20 protein-coding genes are annotated in these 20,343 nt (G+C 70.6%); 10 read left to right on the top strand and 10 right to left on the bottom strand.

What is annotated here, in order from left to right; all coding sequences use genetic code 11:
- Together ACWCSD_RS15720 and ACWCSD_RS15715 are read left to right on the top strand one after the other, a co-directional pair.
- On the top strand, window positions 1-1,244 hold a 1,244-nt coding region (locus ACWCSD_RS15720; protein ID WP_449915535.1), incomplete at its 5' end, for an alpha,alpha-trehalose-phosphate synthase (UDP-forming).
- Window positions 1,245-1,285: 41 nt separating this feature from the next.
- A complete protein-coding gene (locus ACWCSD_RS15715) occupies window positions 1,286-2,470 on the top strand; it encodes an MFS transporter (RefSeq protein ID WP_449915532.1) in 1,185 nt (394 codons plus the stop codon).
- Here ACWCSD_RS15715 and ACWCSD_RS15710 read toward each other — a convergent pair.
- The 3 genes from ACWCSD_RS15710 to ACWCSD_RS15700 form a co-directional block, all read right to left on the bottom strand.
- On the bottom strand, window positions 2,448-3,032 hold the full coding sequence (locus ACWCSD_RS15710) for a hypothetical protein (protein ID WP_449915530.1): 585 nt from the start codon (window positions 3,030-3,032) through the stop codon (window positions 2,448-2,450). The two genes, ACWCSD_RS15715 and ACWCSD_RS15710, sit on opposite strands and share 23 nt — an antisense overlap.
- A gap of 108 nt (window positions 3,033-3,140) precedes the next feature.
- On the bottom strand, window positions 3,141-3,911 hold the full coding sequence (gene otsB / locus ACWCSD_RS15705; RefSeq protein ID WP_449915527.1) for a trehalose-phosphatase: 771 nt from the start codon (window positions 3,909-3,911) through the stop codon (window positions 3,141-3,143).
- Between the two features lie 39 nt (window positions 3,912-3,950).
- Window positions 3,951-4,250 (bottom strand): DUF3263 domain-containing protein, encoded by a 300-nt coding sequence (locus ACWCSD_RS15700; protein WP_352320870.1) that lies wholly within the window; start codon window positions 4,248-4,250, stop codon window positions 3,951-3,953.
- Between the two features lie 120 nt (window positions 4,251-4,370).
- On the opposite strand from ACWCSD_RS15700, the gene ACWCSD_RS15695 reads away from it, so the two are divergent.
- The 5 genes from ACWCSD_RS15695 (at window position 4,371) to ACWCSD_RS15675 (ending at window position 8,669) form a co-directional block, all read left to right on the top strand.
- The gene (locus tag ACWCSD_RS15695; protein WP_397161687.1) at window positions 4,371-5,177 is read left to right on the top strand and encodes an S-adenosyl-l-methionine hydroxide adenosyltransferase family protein; all 807 of its coding nucleotides are present in this window, start codon (window positions 4,371-4,373) and stop codon (window positions 5,175-5,177) included.
- Between the two features lie 129 nt (window positions 5,178-5,306).
- On the top strand, window positions 5,307-5,870 hold the full coding sequence (locus ACWCSD_RS15690; RefSeq protein ID WP_387681354.1) for a hypothetical protein: 564 nt from the start codon (window positions 5,307-5,309) through the stop codon (window positions 5,868-5,870).
- Complete coding sequence (locus ACWCSD_RS15685; RefSeq protein ID WP_397161688.1) at window positions 5,867-7,051, top strand: S8 family serine peptidase; 1,185 nt, start codon at window positions 5,867-5,869, stop codon at window positions 7,049-7,051. Before ACWCSD_RS15690 ends, ACWCSD_RS15685 begins: the two co-directional genes overlap by 4 nt.
- 26 nt (window positions 7,052-7,077) lie before the next feature.
- Entirely contained in the window at window positions 7,078-7,485 is a 408-nt protein-coding gene (locus ACWCSD_RS15680) for a Zn-ribbon domain-containing OB-fold protein (RefSeq protein ID WP_397161689.1), read from the top strand.
- A gap of 26 nt (window positions 7,486-7,511) precedes the next feature.
- Window positions 7,512-8,669, top strand: a complete 1,158-nt coding sequence (locus ACWCSD_RS15675) for a lipid-transfer protein (protein ID WP_449915538.1) — start codon at window positions 7,512-7,514, stop codon at window positions 8,667-8,669.
- 48 nt (window positions 8,670-8,717) lie between these two features.
- On the opposite strand, the gene ACWCSD_RS15670 is transcribed toward ACWCSD_RS15675, so the two are convergent.
- The 5 genes from ACWCSD_RS15670 to ACWCSD_RS15650 form a co-directional block, all read right to left on the bottom strand.
- Window positions 8,718-9,734: an ABC transporter ATP-binding protein gene (locus ACWCSD_RS15670; protein WP_352361743.1), complete on the bottom strand. Its 1,017-nt coding sequence runs from the start codon at window positions 9,732-9,734 to the stop codon at window positions 8,718-8,720.
- Window positions 9,718-10,755 carry an ABC transporter ATP-binding protein gene (locus ACWCSD_RS15665; RefSeq protein ID WP_364339938.1) on the bottom strand — a complete coding sequence of 346 codons (1,038 nt, stop codon included), beginning with the start codon at window positions 10,753-10,755 and terminating at the stop codon, window positions 9,718-9,720. The genes ACWCSD_RS15670 and ACWCSD_RS15665 overlap by 17 nt, the downstream gene beginning before the upstream one ends.
- 13 nt (window positions 10,756-10,768) lie before the next feature.
- Window positions 10,769-11,749, bottom strand: coding sequence for an ABC transporter permease (locus ACWCSD_RS15660; RefSeq protein ID WP_364339940.1), 981 nt, complete (start codon window positions 11,747-11,749; stop codon window positions 10,769-10,771).
- Complete coding sequence (locus ACWCSD_RS15655) at window positions 11,742-12,686, bottom strand: ABC transporter permease (protein WP_357999824.1); 945 nt, start codon at window positions 12,684-12,686, stop codon at window positions 11,742-11,744. The genes ACWCSD_RS15660 and ACWCSD_RS15655 overlap by 8 nt, the downstream gene beginning before the upstream one ends.
- Before the next feature lie 130 nt (window positions 12,687-12,816).
- Entirely contained in the window at window positions 12,817-14,325 is a 1,509-nt protein-coding gene (locus ACWCSD_RS15650; RefSeq protein ID WP_397161690.1) for a peptide ABC transporter substrate-binding protein, read from the bottom strand.
- 596 nt (window positions 14,326-14,921) lie between these two features.
- Between ACWCSD_RS15650 and ACWCSD_RS15645 the strand changes: the two genes are divergently transcribed.
- The 3 genes from ACWCSD_RS15645 (at window position 14,922) to ACWCSD_RS15635 (ending at window position 17,006) form a co-directional block, all read left to right on the top strand.
- Window positions 14,922-15,857: an ABC transporter permease gene (locus ACWCSD_RS15645; protein WP_352320850.1), complete on the top strand. Its 936-nt coding sequence runs from the start codon at window positions 14,922-14,924 to the stop codon at window positions 15,855-15,857.
- A complete protein-coding gene (locus ACWCSD_RS15640; protein ID WP_352361753.1) occupies window positions 15,850-16,716 on the top strand; it encodes an ABC transporter ATP-binding protein in 867 nt (288 codons plus the stop codon). Before ACWCSD_RS15645 ends, ACWCSD_RS15640 begins: the two co-directional genes overlap by 8 nt.
- 134 nt (window positions 16,717-16,850) lie before the next feature.
- Window positions 16,851-17,006, top strand: coding sequence for a hypothetical protein (locus tag ACWCSD_RS15635; protein WP_185845322.1), 156 nt, complete (start codon window positions 16,851-16,853; stop codon window positions 17,004-17,006).
- A 508-nt stretch (window positions 17,007-17,514) separates the two neighbouring features.
- Here ACWCSD_RS15635 and ACWCSD_RS15630 read toward each other — a convergent pair.
- Window positions 17,515-18,438 (bottom strand): hypothetical protein, encoded by a 924-nt coding sequence (locus ACWCSD_RS15630; protein ID WP_387681374.1) that lies wholly within the window; start codon window positions 18,436-18,438, stop codon window positions 17,515-17,517.
- 465 nt (window positions 18,439-18,903) lie between these two features.
- A complete protein-coding gene (locus tag ACWCSD_RS15625) occupies window positions 18,904-20,220 on the bottom strand; it encodes a KamA family radical SAM protein (protein ID WP_358298713.1) in 1,317 nt (438 codons plus the stop codon).
- Between the last annotated feature and the right edge of the window lie 123 nt (window positions 20,221-20,343).

Genomic DNA, 20,343 nt, shown 5'->3' with positions numbered 1-20,343 from the left:
GCCTGGCCCCGGGGGGCCGGCTCGACCGCGGCGGCTACGACACGGGCGCCCTGCGGATGCTCGACATCCCCGCGGCCACCTTCCACCGCGCCTACAACGCCGTGGCCAACTCGACCCTGTGGTTCGTCAACCACCTGCTGTACGACATCCCCAACTCCCCCAGTTTCGGCACCAAGTTCCGGCGCGAGTGGGAGTCCTACCGCGACTACAACGGCGCGTTCGCGCTGGCGCTGGCCGAGGAGGCCGGGCACGGCGCGCGCGTGATGGTCCAGGACTACCACCTGACGCTCACCCCGGCGATGCTCCGCGCCGAGCGGCCCGACCTGCGCATCGCCCACTTCAGCCACACGCCGTGGGCGCCTCCCGAGTACTTCTCCCTGCTGCCCGACGCGGTGACCAGGGAGGTGCTCGACGGCATCCTGGGGGCCGACCACGCGGGCTTCCTCACCGCCCGGTGGGCGGCGGCGTTCATGGACTGCTGCGAGGCGCTGCTGGGCGCGCGGGTGGACCGCGCGGCCGGCACGGTCACCCACGAGGGCAGGACGACCCGCGTCGGCGTGCACAGCCTGGGCGTGGACGGCGCGGCCCTGTGGGCGCGGGCCTGCGAGCCCGACGTCGAGTCGCACATGGCCGCGCTGGCCGAGCAGGTGGCCGGACGCCGGCTGATCGTCCGCATCGACCGCACCGAGCTGTCCAAGAACATCGTGCGCGGGCTGCTGGCCTACCGCGAGTTCCTGGCCGCCCATCCGGAGTGGCACGGCAAGGTGGTCCACCTGGCCTTCGCCTACCCCAGCCGGCACGACCTGCCCGAATACCGCGAGTACACCGCGTCGGTGCAGCGCTGCGCGCGCGAGATCGAGGACGAGTACGCCACCGAGGACTGGGACCCGGTCATCCTCAACGTCAACGACGACTACCCCCGCTCGCTGGCCGCCTACCGGCTGGCGGACGTGCTGCTGGTCAACCCCATCCGCGACGGCATGAACCTGGTCGCCAAGGAGGGGCCGGTCCTGTCGCCGCGCTGCGCCCTGGTGCTCTCGCGCGAGGCGGGGGCGGCCGCCGAGCTGGGCCCGTACGCGCTGGTGGTCAACCCCTACGACGTGAGCGGCACGGCAGACGCGCTGCACGAGGCGCTGGTGATGCCCGAGGACGAACGCCGGCGGCGGCGCGACCGGCTGCACGAGGCGGCCACCGCGCTGCCGCCGCACAAGTGGCTGGAATCCCAACTCGACGCCCTGCTTTAACATGAGAAGTCGGGTTCACTGCCAATGACGGAGGCTGCCGGGTGTCGACGGTCTCAGTGCCCATCAGACTCGTCCGGGACCGTCCGACCTGGCTCATCTACTTCCTGCTCGGCACGTTCGCCACGTTCGTGTACGGCCTGAGCGCCGCCCTCCCGCTGCTGCGCGCCGACCAGCGCACCACGGCCACCGTCGCCGGGCTGCACGGCACCGCCATGGCGGTCGGGACGATCGGCGCCGGGCTCGCGCTGCCCCTGCTCACCAGGCTGCTCGGCCGGCGCTCGACGTGCTGGTTCGGCCTGGCCGGGATGAACGCCGGCGTGCTGCTGGTCATGGCCGCCTCCGCGCTGCCCCTGACGCTGCTCGGCTACGGCGTGGCCGGCGGTTTCGGCTCGGTCATGCTCTACGCGGCGATGGCCGAGCTCAGCGACCACCACGGGGCCGCGGGACCGGCCGCGCTCAGCGAGGCCAACGCCGTGGGCGTGCTGGTGGGGATGGTGGCGACGTTCGTGCTCAGCCAGGTGGCGCAGAGCGCGCTCGGCTGGCGGGCCGCCCTGCTGGTCACCCCGGCCGTCAGCGCCCTGCTGGCGCTGTCGCTGGGCCGCTCCTGGCCCGCGCCCCGGCGGGTCGCCGGAGGGCGGGGCGGCGCGGTCGCCGGGGAGGCCGTCCCGGCGCGGGAGGGCGGCGGGTGGCGCTTCCATCTGGCCGGGGGCGTGCTGTTCTGCTGCGTGGCGCTGGAGTTCACGTTCAACCTGTGGGCCGCCGACCTGTTCGCCCTCAGGACGGGCGTGCCGGCGGCCGTCGCGGCGACCGGGCTGACGGCGTTCGTCTGCGGCATGGCGGCGGGCAGGTTCGCGGGCGCGCAGCTCGCGCTGCGGCTGCCGGCCACGCCGCTGCTGGCCGGCGCTCTGGGGCTGATGGCCCTCGGCTGGGTGCTGTTCTGGGCGAGCACCGCGCCGATCCTGTCGTACGCGGGGCTGGCGCTGAGCGGGCTGGGCGCGTCGCTGCAGTTCCCGCTCGCGCTGAGCACGCTGATCGCCGCCTCGGGCGACCGGGCGGACCGGGCGGCGGCCGCCTCGCCCGTGTGGGCGGGCGCCGCCATGGCGATCGGCCCGCTGCTGCTCGGCGCGCTGGCCGACGGCTACGGCACCGGGAACGCGTTCCTGCTGGTGCCCGTGGTCATCGGCCTGGCGGTCGCCGGGGTGCTCATCTCCAGTCGGCGTACTTGAGCGTGTCGGCCAGGCCGGGCGTGTTCCACTGGTCGACGACGAGGATCCCGCTCTTCGGCAGGTACCACTCGCGCTGCGTGAAGCGGGCCTTGACGCCGCCGCCCGAGTAGCTGACGCACGTGGCCTGCCAGGCGTTGTAGGCGGCCTTGTGCCCGGCCCCCATCTGCCGGTAGCCCCTGGTGACCTTGGGGCCGACGACCTCGCCCCACTTGCGGTTGATCGGGCAGGGCTGCACGTCGCTGGCCGGATAGTACGGGTCCTTGCCCGTGTAGGGCCCGAACCCCTCGGCGCCCCGCTTGATCGCGGCGGGACCGAGGACGTAGAACGCGTCGCACTCGGGCGAGCCCCAGCCCTGCGGCTTGGCGCACCGCCCGGTGACCACCTGGACGACGTCGCCGCCCTTGCGGTGGACCACCCACTCGATCGGGATGTAGAGCGTCAGGCCGCCGCGCAGCTTGAGCTGCTGGGCGGGGGCGGCGGAGGCGGCGCCGGGGACGGCGAGCACGGCAGCCAGAGTGGCCAGAGCCGCGGCCGAGGCGGCGGCGAGAGATCGTCGTGACATGCGCACCAACGTAGGACCCGCCACTTGCAGCCCAATCACGAACGGCTGAAAGCCGCGAGCCGGCCCAGACGGCGCAAGGCCGCGAGCCGGCTCACGAACGGCTGGGCTCTAGGGACGGGTGAAGGCCGTCGTCAGCTCCCGCAGCAGCGCCACCACGCCGTCGGGCCCGTCGACCACGATGTCGGCCCGCTCGGCCAGCGCGGTCACCTCGGCCGAGCCGCTGCACACGGTCACGCCGGGCAGCCCCGAGGCGCGTACGGCGTCGAAGGCGGCCAGGTCGCCGAGGTCGTCGCCGACGAACATGACGGACCTGGCGTCCCGCTCGGCCAGGAACAGCCCGAGCGCGTGGCCCTTGTCCATGCCGGGCGGGCGCAGCTCCAGGACCATGCGTCCCGGCTCGATCACCAGGCCGTGTTTCGCGGCCAGCTCGGCCAGCGGCTCGCGCAGCACGGCGAGCGCGCCCTCGGGGTCGAGGGCGCGCCTGGTGTGCACGGCCACCGCCCTGCCCTTGTCCTCGATCACCACGCCGTGCAGGCCGAGCGCGTCGAGCAGCAGGGGCAGCTCGGCCCGGACGCGCGGCACGCCGGGCGGCGGCGGCGGCGCCGAGACGCGTCCGTGCTCCCACCGTTCGAAGCCGTAGTGGCCGAGCACCACGAGGCCGGGCACGTCGGCCAGGCCGGGCCCGAGTTCGAGCGCGGTGGCCGCCGGCCTGCCGGTCACGATGGCCACGGCGCCGACGTGCGCGCCCAGGTCGGCGAGCACGGCGGGGGCCTCGGGGTGGATCTTGGCGGAGGCGGGATCGGGCACGATCGGCGACAGGGTTCCGTCGAAGTCGAGCCCGATCACGGCGCCGGACGGATCTTTAAGGATCGCTTCCATACCAGGGATGTTCCTCACGCGGCTGCCGTACCCAGCCGGTCAGGGACGCATGCCGAGCCGTCTCGCCGCACGGTCGCGCTGACGGGTGGAGCGCAACCTTCGCAACCGTTTGACCAGCATCGGGTCCTGCTCCAGCGCCTCCGGTCTGTCGATCAACTCGCCGAGCAACTGGTAGTAGCGGGTGGCCGAGAACCCGAAGGTCTCCTTGATGGCCTGCTCCTTGGCGCCCGCGTGCCGCCACCATTGGCGTTCGAAGGCGAGGAGTTCGAGATCGCGGTCGTTGAGGGATGTCCGGGACGGTTCCTGGGCAGCACTGTCACCGCTGAGCGGTGCTCCCATGATGTCCTCCTCGGGAAGGGGCGTGCGACGATCACATCGCACGCTTCGCGGCCCGTGGCCAATCGTAATGTGCGATCTGCGGCTGTTCACGGCGGATTGCCGGACGTACAGTCACGAAATGTGACCCCAGTCATCACGCTCCTCACGGACTACGGGCTCGAAGACGGCTATGTGGCCGCCTGCCACGGAGTGATCGCCGGGATCGCGCCCGAGGCGCGGGTGATCGACGTGTGCCACCTCGTCCCGTCCGGCGACGTACGGCGGGGCGCGGCGATCCTCGCCCAGACCATCCCCTACCTGCCTGAGGGCGTCCACATCGGCGCGGTCGATCCCGGCGTGGGCGGCGCGCGGCGGTCGGTGGCGGTCGAGGCGGGCGGCCGGGTGTTCGTCGGCCCCGACAACGGGCTGCTGTCCTGGGCGGTGCACGCCAGCGGCGGCGCGCGGGCCGCGTACGCGCTCAGCAACGAGGAGCTCTTCCTGCGGCCGGTGTCGCCGACCTTCCACGGCCGGGACGTCTTCGCGCCGGTCGCCGGGCGGCTGGCCGGCGGCCTGGACCCGGCCGAGCTGGGCCCCCGGGTGCCGGTCGAGCGGCTGGTCACGCTGCCCGCGCCGACCTCGCTGCTGCGGGACGGCTCGGTGGAGGGCGAGGTCGTCTCGGTCGACCGCTACGGCAACACGCAGCTGTCGATCGCGGCCGGCGACCTGCAGGCGCTGGGCGTCCAGGTGGGCGACACGCTGGGGGTGTGGCTCGGGCGGCGGCAGCTCGCGATGCCCTTCCGGGCGACGTTCGCGGCGGTGCCGCCGGGCGAGCTGGTGGCGTTCACGGACTCGGCGGGGCTGATCGCCATCGCGGTCAACTACGGCGACGCGGCGCAGCGGCTGGGGCTCCCACCTGGGGCGCATGTCCGACTTTCGCCGACACCCTAGGGCGAATAGCCGCATAACATCAATTACTCCGCGTATCGGGCTGTTTACCGAAGCGTCGGAACGAATCATCGGCGGCGTGCCAGAATGCACGGCAGATCGGGCGTCCCTCCCCTCCCGTTCGAGGTTGACGTGTACCAACTGTCCGTCGTGCTGCTCTCCATCCTGTCCGTGTTCTGGCCGCAGGCCGACGCGCCCGTGCCGGAGCGCTGGCACGCCTGGCCGGTGACGCGGATCTTCCCCCTGGTCGTGCCGGGCCTCAGCCCGTCGGGGGCCAGGGTGACGTACGTGCTGGCGGGCGTGGCTCCCGAGGCGCCGTGCCGGGTGGCGTTCCAGCCCGCCGCGGTGCGACCGGGCTGCCTGACCGCCCTGCGGGCCACGTACGCCGACAGCACCCAGACGTACGTGGCCACCGTCGGCATCGCCGTGCTCGGCGGGCCGGGCCCCGGGACGTACCGCGGGGCGCGCCCGGCCACCGTGCGGCCCGTCGCCTTCCCCGGCGGGCCCGCCGAGCGGTTCGGCCGGCGGCAGTACGTCACTGGGGCGCTGGCCGGGTCCGGCGACCCCTACCTCGTGGCGACGGCCGCCGGGTACGCCGACGGGCGGGCGTACCGGCCGGGTGACCGCGCCGCGCCGCGGCTGCGCGCGGTCGCGCGGCAACTCGCCGAGGCGTTGTACCGGGCGCTGACCCGATGAGGGTGCTCGCGTCCCTGCTGCCGGCTCTGATCCTGGCGGCCGGGGTCGCGGGCGTGGCGTCCAGCGCCACCGACGACGTGCGGACGGCGGCCTCGCCGAGCGTCCCCGGCGGTGTGGGCGCCGCCGCGCGGGCCCGGCAGTGGCAGCTCGGAGCGCTGCGCGTGCCCAATGCCTGGCGGGAGAGCCGGGGCGCGGGCGTGCTGGTGGCCGTGCTGGACACCGGCGTGAACGGCCGCCACCCCGACCTGCGGGGGGCCGTCACCCAGGGCCCCGACCTGACCGGCGCGCCCCCGCGGCTCTGGGGGCACCACGGCACCGCCATGGCCGGCCTGATCGCCGGCCGCGGGCACGGCCGGGGGCGCGCGGAGGGCGTGGTCGGCGTGGCCCCCGCGGCGCGGGTGTTGTCGATCAGGGTCACCCTGGAGAACACCGACCCGCTGCGCGCCGAGCAGCGCGCCGGCCGCCGCGACGCCCTGGCCGCCGGCATCAGGTACGCGGCCGACCACGGCGCGGACGTGATCAGCATGTCCCTCGGCGGCGGCAGCGGCGCGTGGGAGGGCTCGGCGGCCGAGGAGGAGGCCGTGCAGTACGCGCTCGCCCGCGGCGCGGTCCTGGTGGCCTCGGCGGGCAACGACGGCGACACGGCCAACAGGAAGAACTTCCCCGCCGCCTACCCGGGCGTGATCGCCGTGGGCGCGGTGGACCGGCGGCTCAGGGTGGCCCCCTTCTCCAACCGCCAGGACTACCTGTCGGTGGTCGCGCCGGGCACGGACGTCGTCACGGCCGACGGCGGCGACGGGTACGTGGTGGGCGACGGCACCAGCTCGGCGGCGGCCATGGTCGCGGGCGTGGCGGCCCTGGTGCGGTCGGCCCATCCGGAGCTGTCGCCGTACCAGGTGCGCACGGCCGTCGAGCGCGGCACCAGGAGACGGCCCGCGGGCGGCCACAGCCCCGCCTACGGGCACGGGGTGGCCGACGCGCCGCTCGCCCTCCGGGAGGCCCGGCGGCTGGCCCACGGAAGGGTCTCACCGGCCGCCCGGCCCGGCCCGTACTTCGGGCGGGGACCGGCCCGGCCGCCCGCCTCCAGGGCGCCGGTCGTGGCCGGGATGGTGGTGCTGGCGGCGGCCATGTCGGCGCGGGTGGTCGCGACCCGGCGGCGGCGCCGGAGGGATTCACCCTAGCAAGCGCTTGTGTAATACTCCTGGCTATGACCTTAGCGATCGACGGCTGGTTCGCCATCGACGGGGACGGCGCCACCCACCTCATCGGCACCGCCTGCCTGACCTGCGGGACCGTCGCCTTCCCGCCGCAGCCCGGCCTGTGCCGCAACCCGCGCTGCGCGGGCGAGGAGACGGCCGAGGTCCGGCTGCCGCGGCGCGGGCGCGTCTGGTCCTACACCGAGGCGTGCTATCCGCCGCCGGAGCCGTACGTGGCGGCGGAGCCGTACCGGCCGGTCACGCTGGCCGCCGTCGAGCTCGACGACGCCGGGCTGGTGGTGCTCGGCCAGGTCAGGGACCTCACGGCCGGCGATCTGGAGGTGGGCATGGAGCTGGAGCTGGTGCACGGGCCGCTGGCCGACGGGCCGCTGGTGTGGATGTGGGGGCGGCCCTCGTGAGCGCGGTGGTGGTGCTCGGCGCGGGCATGCACCCATGGGGCAAGTGGGGACGTCCCTTCGCCGAGTACGGCGTCGCCGCCGCCCGCGCCGCCCTCCGCGACGCCGGCGTGGCCTGGACCGACGTCCAGTACGTGGTGGGGGCCGACACGATCAGGAACGGCTACCCCGGCTTCGTGGCCGGCGCCACCTACGCCCAGGCGCTCGGCTGGACGGGCGCCAGGATCGCCTCCTGCTACGCGGCCTGCGCGTCGGGGGCCCAGGCCGTGGACATCGCGCGGACCAGGATCATGGCCGGGCTGTGCGACGTCGCGCTCGTGGTGGGCGCGGACTCCACCCCCAAGGGCTTCTTCAAGCCGGTCGGCGGCGACCGGCACGACGACCCCGACTGGCTGCGCTTCCGCCTGCTCGGCGCGACCAACCCCGCCTACTTCGGCCTGTACGCCCGCCGGCGCATGGCCCTGTACGGCTCCACCGCCGACGACTTCGCCGCCGTCAAGGTCAAGAACGCGCGCGCCGGCTCGCTCAACCCCATGGCCCGCTACCGCCGCCCGGTCACGGCGGAGGAGGTGCTCGCCTCGCCCATGGTGGCCGACCCGCTGCGCCTGATGGACATCTGCGCCACCTCCGACGGCGGGGCCGCGGTCGTGCTGGCCTCGCAGGCGTACGCCAGGCGGCTCGGCGCGACGGCCCCGGTGCGCCTGGCCGCCGTCTCCACGGTGACCCCGACCTTCCCCAACACGATCCTGGAGCTGCCGAACTTCGCCACCGAGTCCTGCGCCGCCGTTCCCGCGCCCGAGAGGCCCTTCAGGGCCGCGATCGCGCACGCGGCCTACGAAGAGGCCGGCCTGGGCCCCGAGGACGTCTCCTTCGCCGAGGTGTACGACCTGTCCACCGCCCTGGAGCTGGACTGGGTCGAGGACGTCGGCCTGTGCCCGCCGGGCGAGGCGGACAAGCTGCTGCGGGCGGGCGAGACCGCGCTCGGCGGCCGGGTGCCGGTCAACCCGTCGGGCGGCCTGGCCTCCTTCGGCGAGGCGATCCCGGCCCAGGCGATCGCGCAGCTGTGCGAGCTGACGTACCAGCTGCGCGGCGCGGCGGGCGGGCGGCAGGTGCCGGGCGCGCGCGTGGGCCTGGCGGTCAACCAGGGGCTGTTCGGCCACGGCTCGGCGATCGTGGCCACCACGTGACAAGGCCCTCCGGGAGCGTCTCCCGGAGGGCCTCACGATCGCTCGCGGTCAGCCCGCGTGCACCACGTCGTGCGTCTCGGCGAAGTGACAGGCGCTCTCGTGCCCGGTCCCCGTCCGGATCTGCAGCAACGGCTCCTCCTCCGCGCAGATCTCCTGCGCCTTCCAGCAGCGGGTGCGGAAGCGGCAGCCCGACGGCGGGTTGGCGGGCGAGGGCGGGTCGCCCTGCAGGATGATCCGCTCGCGCTGCTCCCGGCCCTCGGGGTCGGGAACCGGCACCGCCGACAGCAGCGCCTGCGTGTACGGATGAGCGGGCTTGTCGTAGATCTCGACGTCCTTGCCGAGCTCGACGAACTTGCCCAGGTACATCACGCCCACCCGGTCGGAGATGTGGCGGACCACCGACAGGTCGTGGGCGATGAAGATGTAGGCCAGGTTGAACTCGTTCTGCAGCCGCTCCAGCAGGTTGATCACCTGGGCCTGGATCGACACGTCCAGCGCCGAGACGGGCTCGTCGCAGACGATGATCTCCGGCTGCAGCGCCAGGCCGCGGGCGATGCCGATGCGCTGCCGCTGGCCGCCCGAGAACTGGTGCGGGTAGCGGTTGATGTGGTCGGGGTTGAGCCCGACGACCTCCAGCAGCTCCTGCACCTTGCGGCGGCGGTCGCCCTTGGGCGCCACCTCCGTGTGGATCTCGTACGGCTCGCCGATGATGTCGCCGACGGTCATCCGGGGGTTCAGCGAGGTGTACGGGTCCTGCATCACCATCTGGATGTTGCGGCGCATGCGCTTGAGCTCGCCGCCCCTGGCCTTGGCGATGTCCTTGCCGTTGATCTTCACCGAGCCCGAGGTCGGCCGCTCCAGCGCCATCAGCACCTTGGCCAGCGTGGACTTGCCGCAGCCCGACTCGCCCACGATGCCCAGCGTCTCGCCCCTGTTGAGGTCGAACGAGACGCCGTCCACGGCCTTGATCGCGCCGATCTGCTTCTTGAGGACGATGCCCTGGGTCAGGGGGAAGTGCTTGACCAGGTCGCGAACCTCAAGGATGCGCTCACTGCCGTTCGCCATCGAGGACCTCCCTCCAGTAGTGGCAGGCGCTGCCACGCGTGCCGCTGATCTCGTAGAGCTGGGGGGCGGCGGTCACGCAGTTGTCCTGCCGGTACGGGCACCGGGGATTGAACGCGCACCCGCTCGGCAGGTCGAGCAGGTTGGGCGGCAGGCCCTTGATCGCGTACAGCTCCTGGCCCTTGAGGTCCACCCGGGGGATGGACTCCAACAGGCCCTTCGTGTACGGGTGCGCCGGCGACCGGTAGATGTCGTGCACCGGGGCGTTCTCCACGATCCGGCCGGCGTACATGACCGAGATCTTGTCGGCCACGTCCGCCACGACGCCCAGGTCGTGGGTGATCAGGATCATGCCCATCTGGCTCTCGCGCTGCAGCTCGGCCAGCAGTTCCATGATCTGCGCCTGGACGGTCACGTCCAGGGCGGTGGTCGGCTCGTCAGCGATCAGCACCTCGGGGTCGAGCGCGATCGACATCGCGATCATGATGCGCTGCCGCATGCCGCCCGAGAACTGGTGCGGATAGTCGTTGACGCGCTGACGGGCGGCCGGGATGCGGACCTTGTCCATCAGCTCGACGGCCTTGTTCATGCCGTCCCGCTTGGACATGCCGCGGTGGACCCGGAACATCTCGCTGATCTGCCAGCCCACGGTGAACACCGGGTTGAGCGCCGAGAGGGCGTCCTGGAAGACCATCGCGATGCGCTGGCCGCGCACCTGGGTGCGCGCGTCCTCCGAGAGCTTGAGCAGGTCGGTGCCCTTGAAGCGGATCTCGCCCTTGGGGATGACGGCCGGCGGCATGTCCAGGATGCCCATGATCGCCTGAGCGGTCACGGACTTGCCCGAACCCGACTCGCCGAGCACCGCCAGCGTCTCACCGGGGTTGACCGTGTAGCTCACGCCGTTCACCGCGCGCACGACGCCCTGACGCGTACGGAACTCCACGTGCAGATCGTCAACCGCGAGCAGCGGTTCGTCGCCCAGCCCTCCCTCGGCGGGCAACACGTCTGTCGACGTCTTCTTCACTTGATCCCCCCTTCTACCTGAGCTTCGGATCGAGAGCGTCACGCACGGCGTCGCCCAGCATGATGAACGCGAGCACCGTGATGCTCAGGAACAGGGCCGGGAAGAACAGCGGCAGCGACGCGTCGAGGAACCGCGGCCGGGCGTCGGCGATCATGAGGCCCCACGAGATGTCCGGCGACTGCACGCCGACCCCGAGGAACGACAGCGCCGCCTCCGCCGCGATGTAGCCGCCGAGGTTGATCGTGCTGACCACGATCACCGGCGCCAGCGAGTTCGGCAGCAGGTGCTTGAACATGATGCGCCACTGGCCCGCGCCCACCGCCCGCGCGGCGACCACGAAGTCCTGGCTCTTGGCCGTGATCACCGAGGCCCGCATGATGCGGAACACCATCGGCCAGCCGAGCACCGCCAGGGCCGCGATGACCAGCATGATGCTGTTGATGCCGCTGTCGCGGAAGGTCGCCGCGATCAGCAGGGCGCCCAGGATCGGCGGGATGGCGAAGAAGATCTCGGTGACCCGGGAGGAGACCGAGTCGATCAGGCCGCTGCGGAAGCCGGCGAACAGGCCGAGCAGGCCGCCCACGATCATGGTGATGATCGTGGTGGTCACGCCGATCACGATCGAGTTGCGGGCGCCGTAGATCGTCCTGGCGAACACGTCACACCCCTGGCTGTCCTTGCCGAACGGGTGCCCCACGCTGGGGAGCTGCCGGGCGGTGGACAGGTCGCAGGTCTGGGCGTTGGTCGGGTCGATCGAGGTGAACAACGACGGCCAGAACGCCATGACCAGCAGGATCGCGATCAGCACCGCGGAGATGATGAACATCGGCCGGCGGCGCAGGTCGTACCAGGCGTCGGTCCACAGGCTGGCGGGCTTCTCCTGCTTCTGCTTGCCGCGCCTGCCCTGCTTGTCGGGGGACGGTGGCGCCGGGGCCTCCGTGACCAGCGACTTCGCTTCCGGCAGCATGGGCCCGACGTTTGCTTCGTTACTCATAGCGGATCCTCGGGTCGAGCACTGCGTACAACATGTCGACGACCAGGTTGGCCAGGATGTAGATCAGCACCAGCACGGTCACGATGCCCACGACGACCGGCTGTTCTCGCAGCAGGATCGAGTTGAACAGCTGGTTGCCGATGCCCGGCAGGTTGAAGATCGTCTCCGTGATGACCGCGCCGCCCATCAGGTTCCCGAGGTCGGCGCCGAGGTAGGTGACCAGCGGGATCAGGGCGTTGCGGAGCCCGTGCCTGCCGATGACGCGGCGTTTGGCCAGACCCTTGGCGGTGGCCGTGCGGATGTAGTCCGCGCGCAGCGTCTCCACCAGGCTCGTCCGCGTCAACCTGGTGAGATAGGCGATCGACGTGCCGGCGAGCACGAAACCGGGCAGCAGGTAGCTGCGGAACCCGGCCGAGATGCCGGCCACGGGGAAGATGTCGCTTCCCGTCCACAGCTTGAGCTTGACTCCGAGCACGAGCTGCAGCACGAAGCCCGTCACCAGCGTGGGGACGGAGATCAGCAGCAGCGTCGAGGCGAGGATGGCGGTGTCGGAGGCCCTGCCGCGGCGCAGCGCCGCCCACAGGCCGAGGCCGACGCCGATGATGGCCTCCATGACGAGCGCGGTCAGCGCGAGGTTCAGCGTGACCTGGAACTTGCCGGCCATGAGCTGAGAGACCGGGATCCTGGAGAAGGTGGTCCCGAAGTCGCCGTGGAGGAGCACGCCGCTGAGGTAGTACCAGTACTGCAGCAGCAGCGGATCATTCAGGTGGTACTGGTCGCGCAGGACCTCGGCCACAGCCGGGTCCAGGCGCTTCTCGCCCGCCAGTGCCTGGATGGGGTCGCCGGGCAGGGCGAAGACGATCGCGAAGATGAGTAGCGTGGCGCCGAGCAGGACGGGTATCGCCTGCAGCAGTCGCCTGATGACATAACGGCCCATTCAAGCCCTCCGGTACATGCGTGGAGGCAGTCACCCTCGTAGCCGCGGTTTGCCCGGCCCCAAAGTGACTGCCTCCAAGCTCAGTCCTCCGATGGGCGGACGGCAAGAGCCGTCCGCCCGGCGAATGACGTCAGGCCTTCTCGATGTCGGCCCACTGAACCTGGTTGAGCAGGTTCAGCTTGACGCCCTTGACCTTGGCGGAGTGTCCGAAGTTGCTCCGGTAGAAGTACACCGGGATGTACGGCATGTCCTTGATCAGGATGTCGTCGGCCTGCTGGTAGAGCTTGAGGCCCTCGGCGGCGTCGGCGGCCTGGTCGCCCTTGGCGACGATGTCGTCGAACTCCTTGTTCTCGTAACCGCCGTAGTTCGAGCCGGTCGAGATGGCCTGGGTGCCGAAGATCGGCGTCAGGTAGTTCTCGGCCGACGGGTAGTCGATCGACCAGCCCATGCGGAACAGGCCCTTGTACTTCTTGGCGTCCAGGTCGTCCAGGATGGCCTTGAAGTTCTCGAACGGCTTCGGCGTGACCTCGATGCCCAGGTTGGCGCGGAGGTTGTTGGCGACGGCCTCGATCCACTCCTTGTGGCCGCCGTCGCCGTTGTAGCCGAGCTCCAGCTTGGCCGGGCCCTTGGCGTCGGCGTAGAGCTTCTTCGCCTCGGCCGGGTTGTACGTGCAGGCCGTGCAGGCGCCCTGACGGTAACCAGGGATGGCCGGGTTGATGAAGTCGTCGGCCGGGGCGCGGGTGCCCGCGAAGACCGTCTCGGTGATGGTCTTGCGGTCGATGGCCATGGAGATGGCCTTGCGCACGTCCGGGTTCTTGAACTCGGGGTTGTACTTCAGCGGGACGCCGATGTAACCGACAGAGGCGTCGGGCTCGTCGAAGTAACGGTCGCCGAGGACGGACTTGGCGGTCGCGATCGCCGAGGCGGGCAGCGAGTCGTCCACGTCCAGGTTCTCGGCCTGGAGGTCCTGGAAGGCGGTCTCGGCCGAGCTGTAGATCTTGAACTGCAGCTTGGTCCAGTTCTTCGGCTTGGCGCCGGGGAACTTGTCGTAGACCGTCATGTCGATGGTCTGCGCGCCGCCCTTCTTGTAGGGCTTGTCGACCTTGAACAGGCCCTGGCCGATCGGCTGCTCGCCGTAGGCCTGGGTCACCTTGCCGTCGGCGCCGAGCGCGGAGGCCGGCAGCGGGTAGAAGGCGGTGTACCCGAGCATCGTCTTGAACTGCGAGAACGGTGCGGACAGCGTCACCTCAAGGGTGCTGTCGTCGACAGCCTTGAGGCCCTTCATCTCCTTGGCCGTCGGCGTCTTGCCCTCGCCCGGGTGGACGTCGGCGAAGCCGTCGATGCGGGAGAAGAAGGCGGAGGAGCTCATGGCGTTGTCCTGGTTGGCGCCATAGTTCCAGGCCCGCGCGTAGTCAGCCGCGGTGACCGGCTTGCCGTCGTGCCAGGTGTAGCCGGACTTGAGCTTGATCGTCCAGACCTTGCTGTCCTGGGTGGTGATCGACTCAGCGGCCTCTTCAACCGGCTGCTTGTTCTCGTCGTACTTGACGAGCGGCGAGAACACCGCGGCGAGGACTTCGGAGCCCTCGGTCTCGGTGGTGTTCAGCGGGTTGAGGAGCTCCTGAGGCTCACCGATCTCCATGCGGACCGGCGTTTCGCCGCCGCCCGCGGCAGTGCCGCCGTCCGAGGCACCGCCGCCACACGCGGCAACCGCGAGGGCGAGCAGCGCGGTACCGGCGACGATCTGTGCGCCCTTAGTAACACGCATGGTGAAAAAAATCCTCCCTCTACAGGTGGGCGACAGCGCTGAGCTGCGGTGATGGTAAGCAGCCTGACGGGGGGTTCCTGGTATCCCCCGGATTTGGCTGACATGGTCAAACCAGCCGACGCCCTGCCAGTCGATCGCGACTATCCCTTACTACTTGCCACCAGCGAGTCTCTGGCGCGTTGCAGTTCGGTCACACGTGCGCCAATCCAGCGTCACAGACATTCTTCCTATAACTCTACAAACACCCCAGGGATGCTCAAACAGGTCAAGCCTCGACGTGAACGGCGGATGAAAATTACCCCCTACAGGACCGTGGTCGCGCCCTTCCCGCCATGGCCCGCCTCGCTGGGCTACGGTTGAGCGAGTCTTGACGGCACCTTGGAACCTGGCGCCCCAAGACTCCGTCCAAGCATCTGCCGCGTCCCTCGCGGCAGGCACCCCACCGACCTGGATCCAATAGAGTCCTAGCCATGAGCCAGCCGGAATCCGCTGTCGCGGACGCCCAGGCGGGCGGCCGAAGCGGGCAGGAGCCGCTGGCCAAGCTCGCCGAGAGATACGGACTTCGCCGTGCCATCGCGCGGCCGAGGTTCCCTGTCTATCTGCGCCAGCTCTGGGAGCGGCGACACTTCATCCTGACGTACGCGACGTCCCGCAACGTCTCGAAGTACTCCAGCTCGGCCCTGGGCCAGCTGTGGCAGGTGCTGACCCCCCTCCTGAACGCCGGCATCTACTACGTGATGTTCGGCGTCATCCTGGGCGGCCGGGGCGGCATCGAGAACTACCCGGCCTTCCTGCTGACCGGGATGTTCGTCTTCACCTACACCCAGCGCGTGGTCACGGCGGGCGCCAAGTCGATCTCCGGCAACCTGTCGATGATCCGCGCCCTGCACTTCCCGCGCGCGTCGCTGCCGCTGGCGTACACGATCCAGGAGCTGCAGCAGCTCGCCATCTCCATGGGCGTGCTCCTCGTCATCGTGACGGCCACCGGCGAGTGGCCCACCTGGTTCTGGCTCATGATCCCGGTGGTGCTGGCGCTCCAGACGATGTTCAACATCGGAGCCAGCCTGGTGATCGCCCGGATGGGCGCCCAGATGCGCGACCTCAACCAGTTGCTGCCGTTCATCACCCGCACCTGGCTCTACGCCTCGGGTGTCTTCTTCTCGATCCAGGACAAGGTGGTCGGGTCCGCGAAGCTGCCCCAGTGGGTCGCCGACGTGATGTACCTGAACCCGACGGCTTCCTACATCGAGTGGATGCGCGACATCCTGATCAAGAGCTACCACCCGCAGAACGGGCACTACCCGCCGACCATGGTGTGGGTGTCTTGCGTATTCTGGGCAGTGTTCTCACTCGGCTTCGGCTTCTGGTACTTCTGGCGGTCCGAGGAGAGGTACGGGCGTGGCTGAACTGACCGAGGAGCTGTCACAGGTGAAGGGCGAGGAGCCCGCCGTCCCCGGCAAGGACGTGAGGGTGCACCCCAACCCGGAGCCCCGGGGCAAGAGTCCGCTCGACGTTCCCACGGGCACCCCGACCGTCATCGTCGACGACCTGCACATCGTCTACCGCGTCTACGGCACGGCTACCGACAACGAGAAGGGCAACGCGGTCAACGCCCTCACGCGCCTGCTGAAGCGCCAGGGCCGTCCGCAGATGAAGGAGGTCCACGCCGTCAAGGGCGTGACCTTCGTGGCCTACCACGGCGACGCCATCGGCATCGTGGGCCGCAACGGGTCGGGCAAGTCCACGTTGCTGCGCGCCATCGCCGGCCTGCTCCCGCCGCACGAGGGCGCCGTCTACACCGACGGCCAGCCCTCGCTGCTCGGCGTCAACGCCGCGCTCATGCGCGAGCTGACCGGTGAGCGCAACATCGTCCTCGGCTGTTACGCCATGGGCATGACGCCGGCGGAGGTCAAGGAGAAGTACCAGGAGATCGTCGACTTCTCCGGCATCGACGAGTTCGTCCAGCTGCCCATGTCCACGTACTCGTCGGGCATGGGCGCGCGGCTGCGCTTCGCCATCTCCTCGGCCAAGACCCACGACGTCCTGCTCATCGACGAGGCCCTGGCCACGGGCGACCGCGAGTTCCGCAAGAAGAGCGAGGCCCGCATCCGGCAGATCCGCGAGTCGGCCGGCACGGTCTTCCTGGTCGCCCACGACCTCAAGGTCATCGAGGAGACCTGCAACCGGGTCATCTGGCTGCACAAGGGCAAGATCCGGATGGACGGCGACCCCAAGGAAGTCATCGCCGCCTACAACAAGGGCTGAGCCCGCCCGCTTTTCGATCACCTGCGCGAAACGTGGGTGACTCGCGCGCCGAAACACTGACAGCGTGACTGCCGTTCCGATAGTATTCGAACGCGAATTCGATCCAAGGAACGCTGATGGAGTGGGGGCGCGCGATGGGAGAGCTTTCGGCCGCGATCGACCACCTGGCCATCGAAGACGTGGCCGAGATCCCCAGGATGCAGCTCGCCGAGCAGCTGCTGGAGCTTCACTGGCAGATGGCCCGGTTGCAGGCCCAGATAGCCCGGCGCACCGGCGTCCGGCTGCCCTAGAGGCCCGCGCCGGACAAGGGGGGACAAGAGAAGGCCGCCGACCCCGTGGCGGGGCCGGCGGCGGGCTCGGCGCGGCGCCGCTGCCCTGCAGTCAGCGGCGGCTCGCGCGTGAACCCCCGGGCTGGAGCGCATCCGCCCAGACCCGTGGCGGGCCCGTCCGCCCGAGCGGCGGACCCGCGACCGACGCGCGGCAGTGCCGTCGGGGCGCTCGGCACCTTGTGAGCGCACCCCATCGGCCTGTCCTGTCGGTGCGACGACGCCCCCGTCGTTCCGCAGGCGTCCACCGACGCCGGGGAGAGCGGGAACCCGCCGTCGCGGGAACAACCTGGCACCTGAACGCGGGCCACCTCACGGCCGTCACGGCCGGTTCGCGAACGTCGGCACCTTGGACGCCGGCGAACCGTCGCACGGCCCTCGGCGGGGCCGCGTGCGCGCGTCGTCACGTCATGTCCGGGACGCGCCCGCGCGGGTCACGTCCGCGACACGTCCGGGACGCGCCGCGCTCGCCTCAGTCGCGCACCCAGGAGCCCCGCACCGAGCTCGTCAGCGCGTCGCTGCTCCAGCCGAGGGCGGAGACCATGTCGCTGTAGGAGCCGGCGGCCTTGGAGCCGTTGGCCGAGACGAAGCCCGCGGTGTCCTGCATGAGCGGGGTGATCTCGTCGACGGACGCGGTCCGGGTGGTGCCCGGCAGCGCCTCGACGACCGGCGCGGCCTCGACGGGGGCGACCTGCCCGACCATCGGGGCCAGCTCGCCGCCGGACGCGTGCGGCAGGGCCATCCTGGCGGCGCGGGTGAGCCCGCCCATCCCGGACTCCATGGACAGGTCGCGCAGGCCCTTGGTGGCGCCCGTCATGCTCGTGGTGGCGGTGCCGGCCGTGCCGGAGCCCGTGCCGGGCAGCAGCGCGCCGCCGCCCACCTTGCCCATCGCGCCGCCGACCGAGGCCCCGGCCAGGGCGGTCATCGTGTCCATGGCGCCGCGCAGCGGGGCGCTCGTGCCGGTGAGCCCGCCGTTGCTCTGGGGCGCGCCCTTGACCAGCGGCTGCGCCATGCGGGCGCCGCCGAGCAGCGGCAGCGACTTGGCCAGGCCCCGGCCGCCGCCGCCGATCGCGCCGCTGCCGAGGATGGGCGACAGCTCGGGCAGCGGGCCGCTCGCCTGGGTGACGTCCTCGGCCGCGTTCGGCGTCATTGCCAGGCTGGCGCGCCGGTTCTCGTCGGCGATGTCGCGCGCCCTGGCCTCGCCGGCGGCGTCCGCCGCCTTGGCCTTGTTGGCCCCCGTCAGGCCGCCGAGGCCGCCGCCCAGGCTGCTGAGCAGCCCGCCGCCGAGCAGCCCGCCGAGCAGGTCGAGCGGGCCTCCGCTGGTGCCCCCGCCCAGGCCGTCCAGCGGGACGATCTTGGCGGTGTGAGTGAATTGAACTTCTGCTTGAGCTGGCACGGCCAAAGCCGCCGCCAAGCCGAATGCTGTGACGGCAACGGCCGCCTTGACTACTCGATTCATGATTGCCTTCCCGGCTCGTGATCGATCGCTCTCGAATGCGGTGGAAATGCGAATCGATAACCCCCGAATGCCGTGGCGCACACGCTATGGGCACCACACGAAGCGTGCTGTCACGGCTGAGCTACGGAAGCAGTTGTATCACTCACGGTGATCGCCCGCAGGCGGCCGGAAAGCCCATGTAGCAGGGTTTGCAGCCCGGTTACCGAGTAAAGGGGGAGCGTTGAGCGGAGAGACAAAACGGGAAATACCCCGGTTTTGATTTCGATTCCGCGCGGACCCGATCACCATCGGGACCGCGACACCGACGTGCGCCCGCACGGCCCGCGAACAAGTGGTCGCATTAACAAATGTCGCGGGCCGGGGGCGCACAATTCAGGGACGGTGGCGCGAGAACGCGACCACTCAGATGGGCAGCAAGGCGTCGGCCGGCTCGAACGGAAAACGCTCGGCGAACGCCGGCCGCAGATCCGTCAGCCAGACCGCCGACGGGTCGTACCGGGCGAAGAACGGCCGCCCGACCAGCTCCGGGTCGCGGGCCTGGATGAGATGCAGCACGAAGACGCGCTCACCGGCGATCTCGGTCACGCCGTCCACGCACACCTTGCCCGGCGTGGCCGACATGGACGGCCCCCGGACCGTACGGCAGAGCCCGGAGACGGTCGAGTAGGCGTCCCTGAAGATCTCGTACGCGCGGGCCAGCGGGACCGCGAAGTAGTCCTGCGGCCCGGTGTCGCGCTCGACGAACATGTAATAGGGAATCAGCCCCATCCGCAGCTGCCGCCGCCACATCGACGACCACACGGCGGGATCGTCGTTGATGGACCGGATCAGCGGCGCCTGGGTCCTGATGGTGGCCCCGCTGCCGAGGATGCGTTCGACCGCCGACTCCACCAGCGGCGACTCCAGCTCCCGCGGATGCGAGAAGTGGGCCATGAACGCCAGGTTCTTGCCGGCCTTCACCACCTCCTGGAACAGGCCGAGCGTGGCGTCGGCGTCGGGATCGGTGGTGAAGCGCTGCGGCCAGTAGGCCAGCGCCTTGGTGCCGATGCGGATCGATTCGAGCTGGTCGAGGCCGAGCAGCGGCTCGATGTAGCGCCTGATGACCGGCTCACCCATGATCATGGCGTCGCCGCCGGTGATCAGGACGCTGGTGACCTCGGGGTGATGGCGGATGTAGGACACCATCCGGTCGATGTCGTCGGAGGCGAACTTCAGGTCCGCGTCCCCGATGAACTGCGCCCACCGGAAGCAGTAGGTGCAGTAGGCATGGCAGGTCTGCCCCTGTTTAGGGAAGATCAGCACTGTCTCTGGATATTTGTGCTGCATGCCGGGCACTGGCTCGTCGCCCATCCGCGGGACGTTGAGCTCCTTCTGCCCGGCGGGATGCGGGTTGAGCTGCGCGCGTACGCGGTTGGCCTCGGCCTGGACCTCGCTGTTGGGCGCCTCGGCCTTGAGCAGATCGGCCAGCCTGGCCACGTCCGCGGCGGGAAGCATGTCCTCCTGCGGGAAGACGAGGCGGTAGATGGGATCGTCGGGCGCCGCCGACCAATCTATGAGTTCATCCACGACATAGGCGTTCGTCCGGAAGGGCAGCACCGTGGCCACGGCGCGGACCCTCAGCCGCTCCTCGTCGTCCAGCCCCGCCCGTCGCAGGAGCTCGTCGAGGTGCTTGGACGTGTACGCCTTGAAGCGTCGGGTACCTGCCTGGTTCAAGATCACTAGGCCTTTCCCATCTTTTTTGTTCGATCGCGTGTAAACCTCACGACCCAGTCGCGCGTCTACGGTTCTTAATATCCGGACGCGACGCGCCGCGTCCCCGGTTCCACTGGGCTCCAAGTTTCC

It is taken from the genome of Nonomuraea sp. NPDC001684 (assembly GCF_053596515.1).
This window is presented reverse-complemented; position numbering and strand designations above follow the sequence as displayed.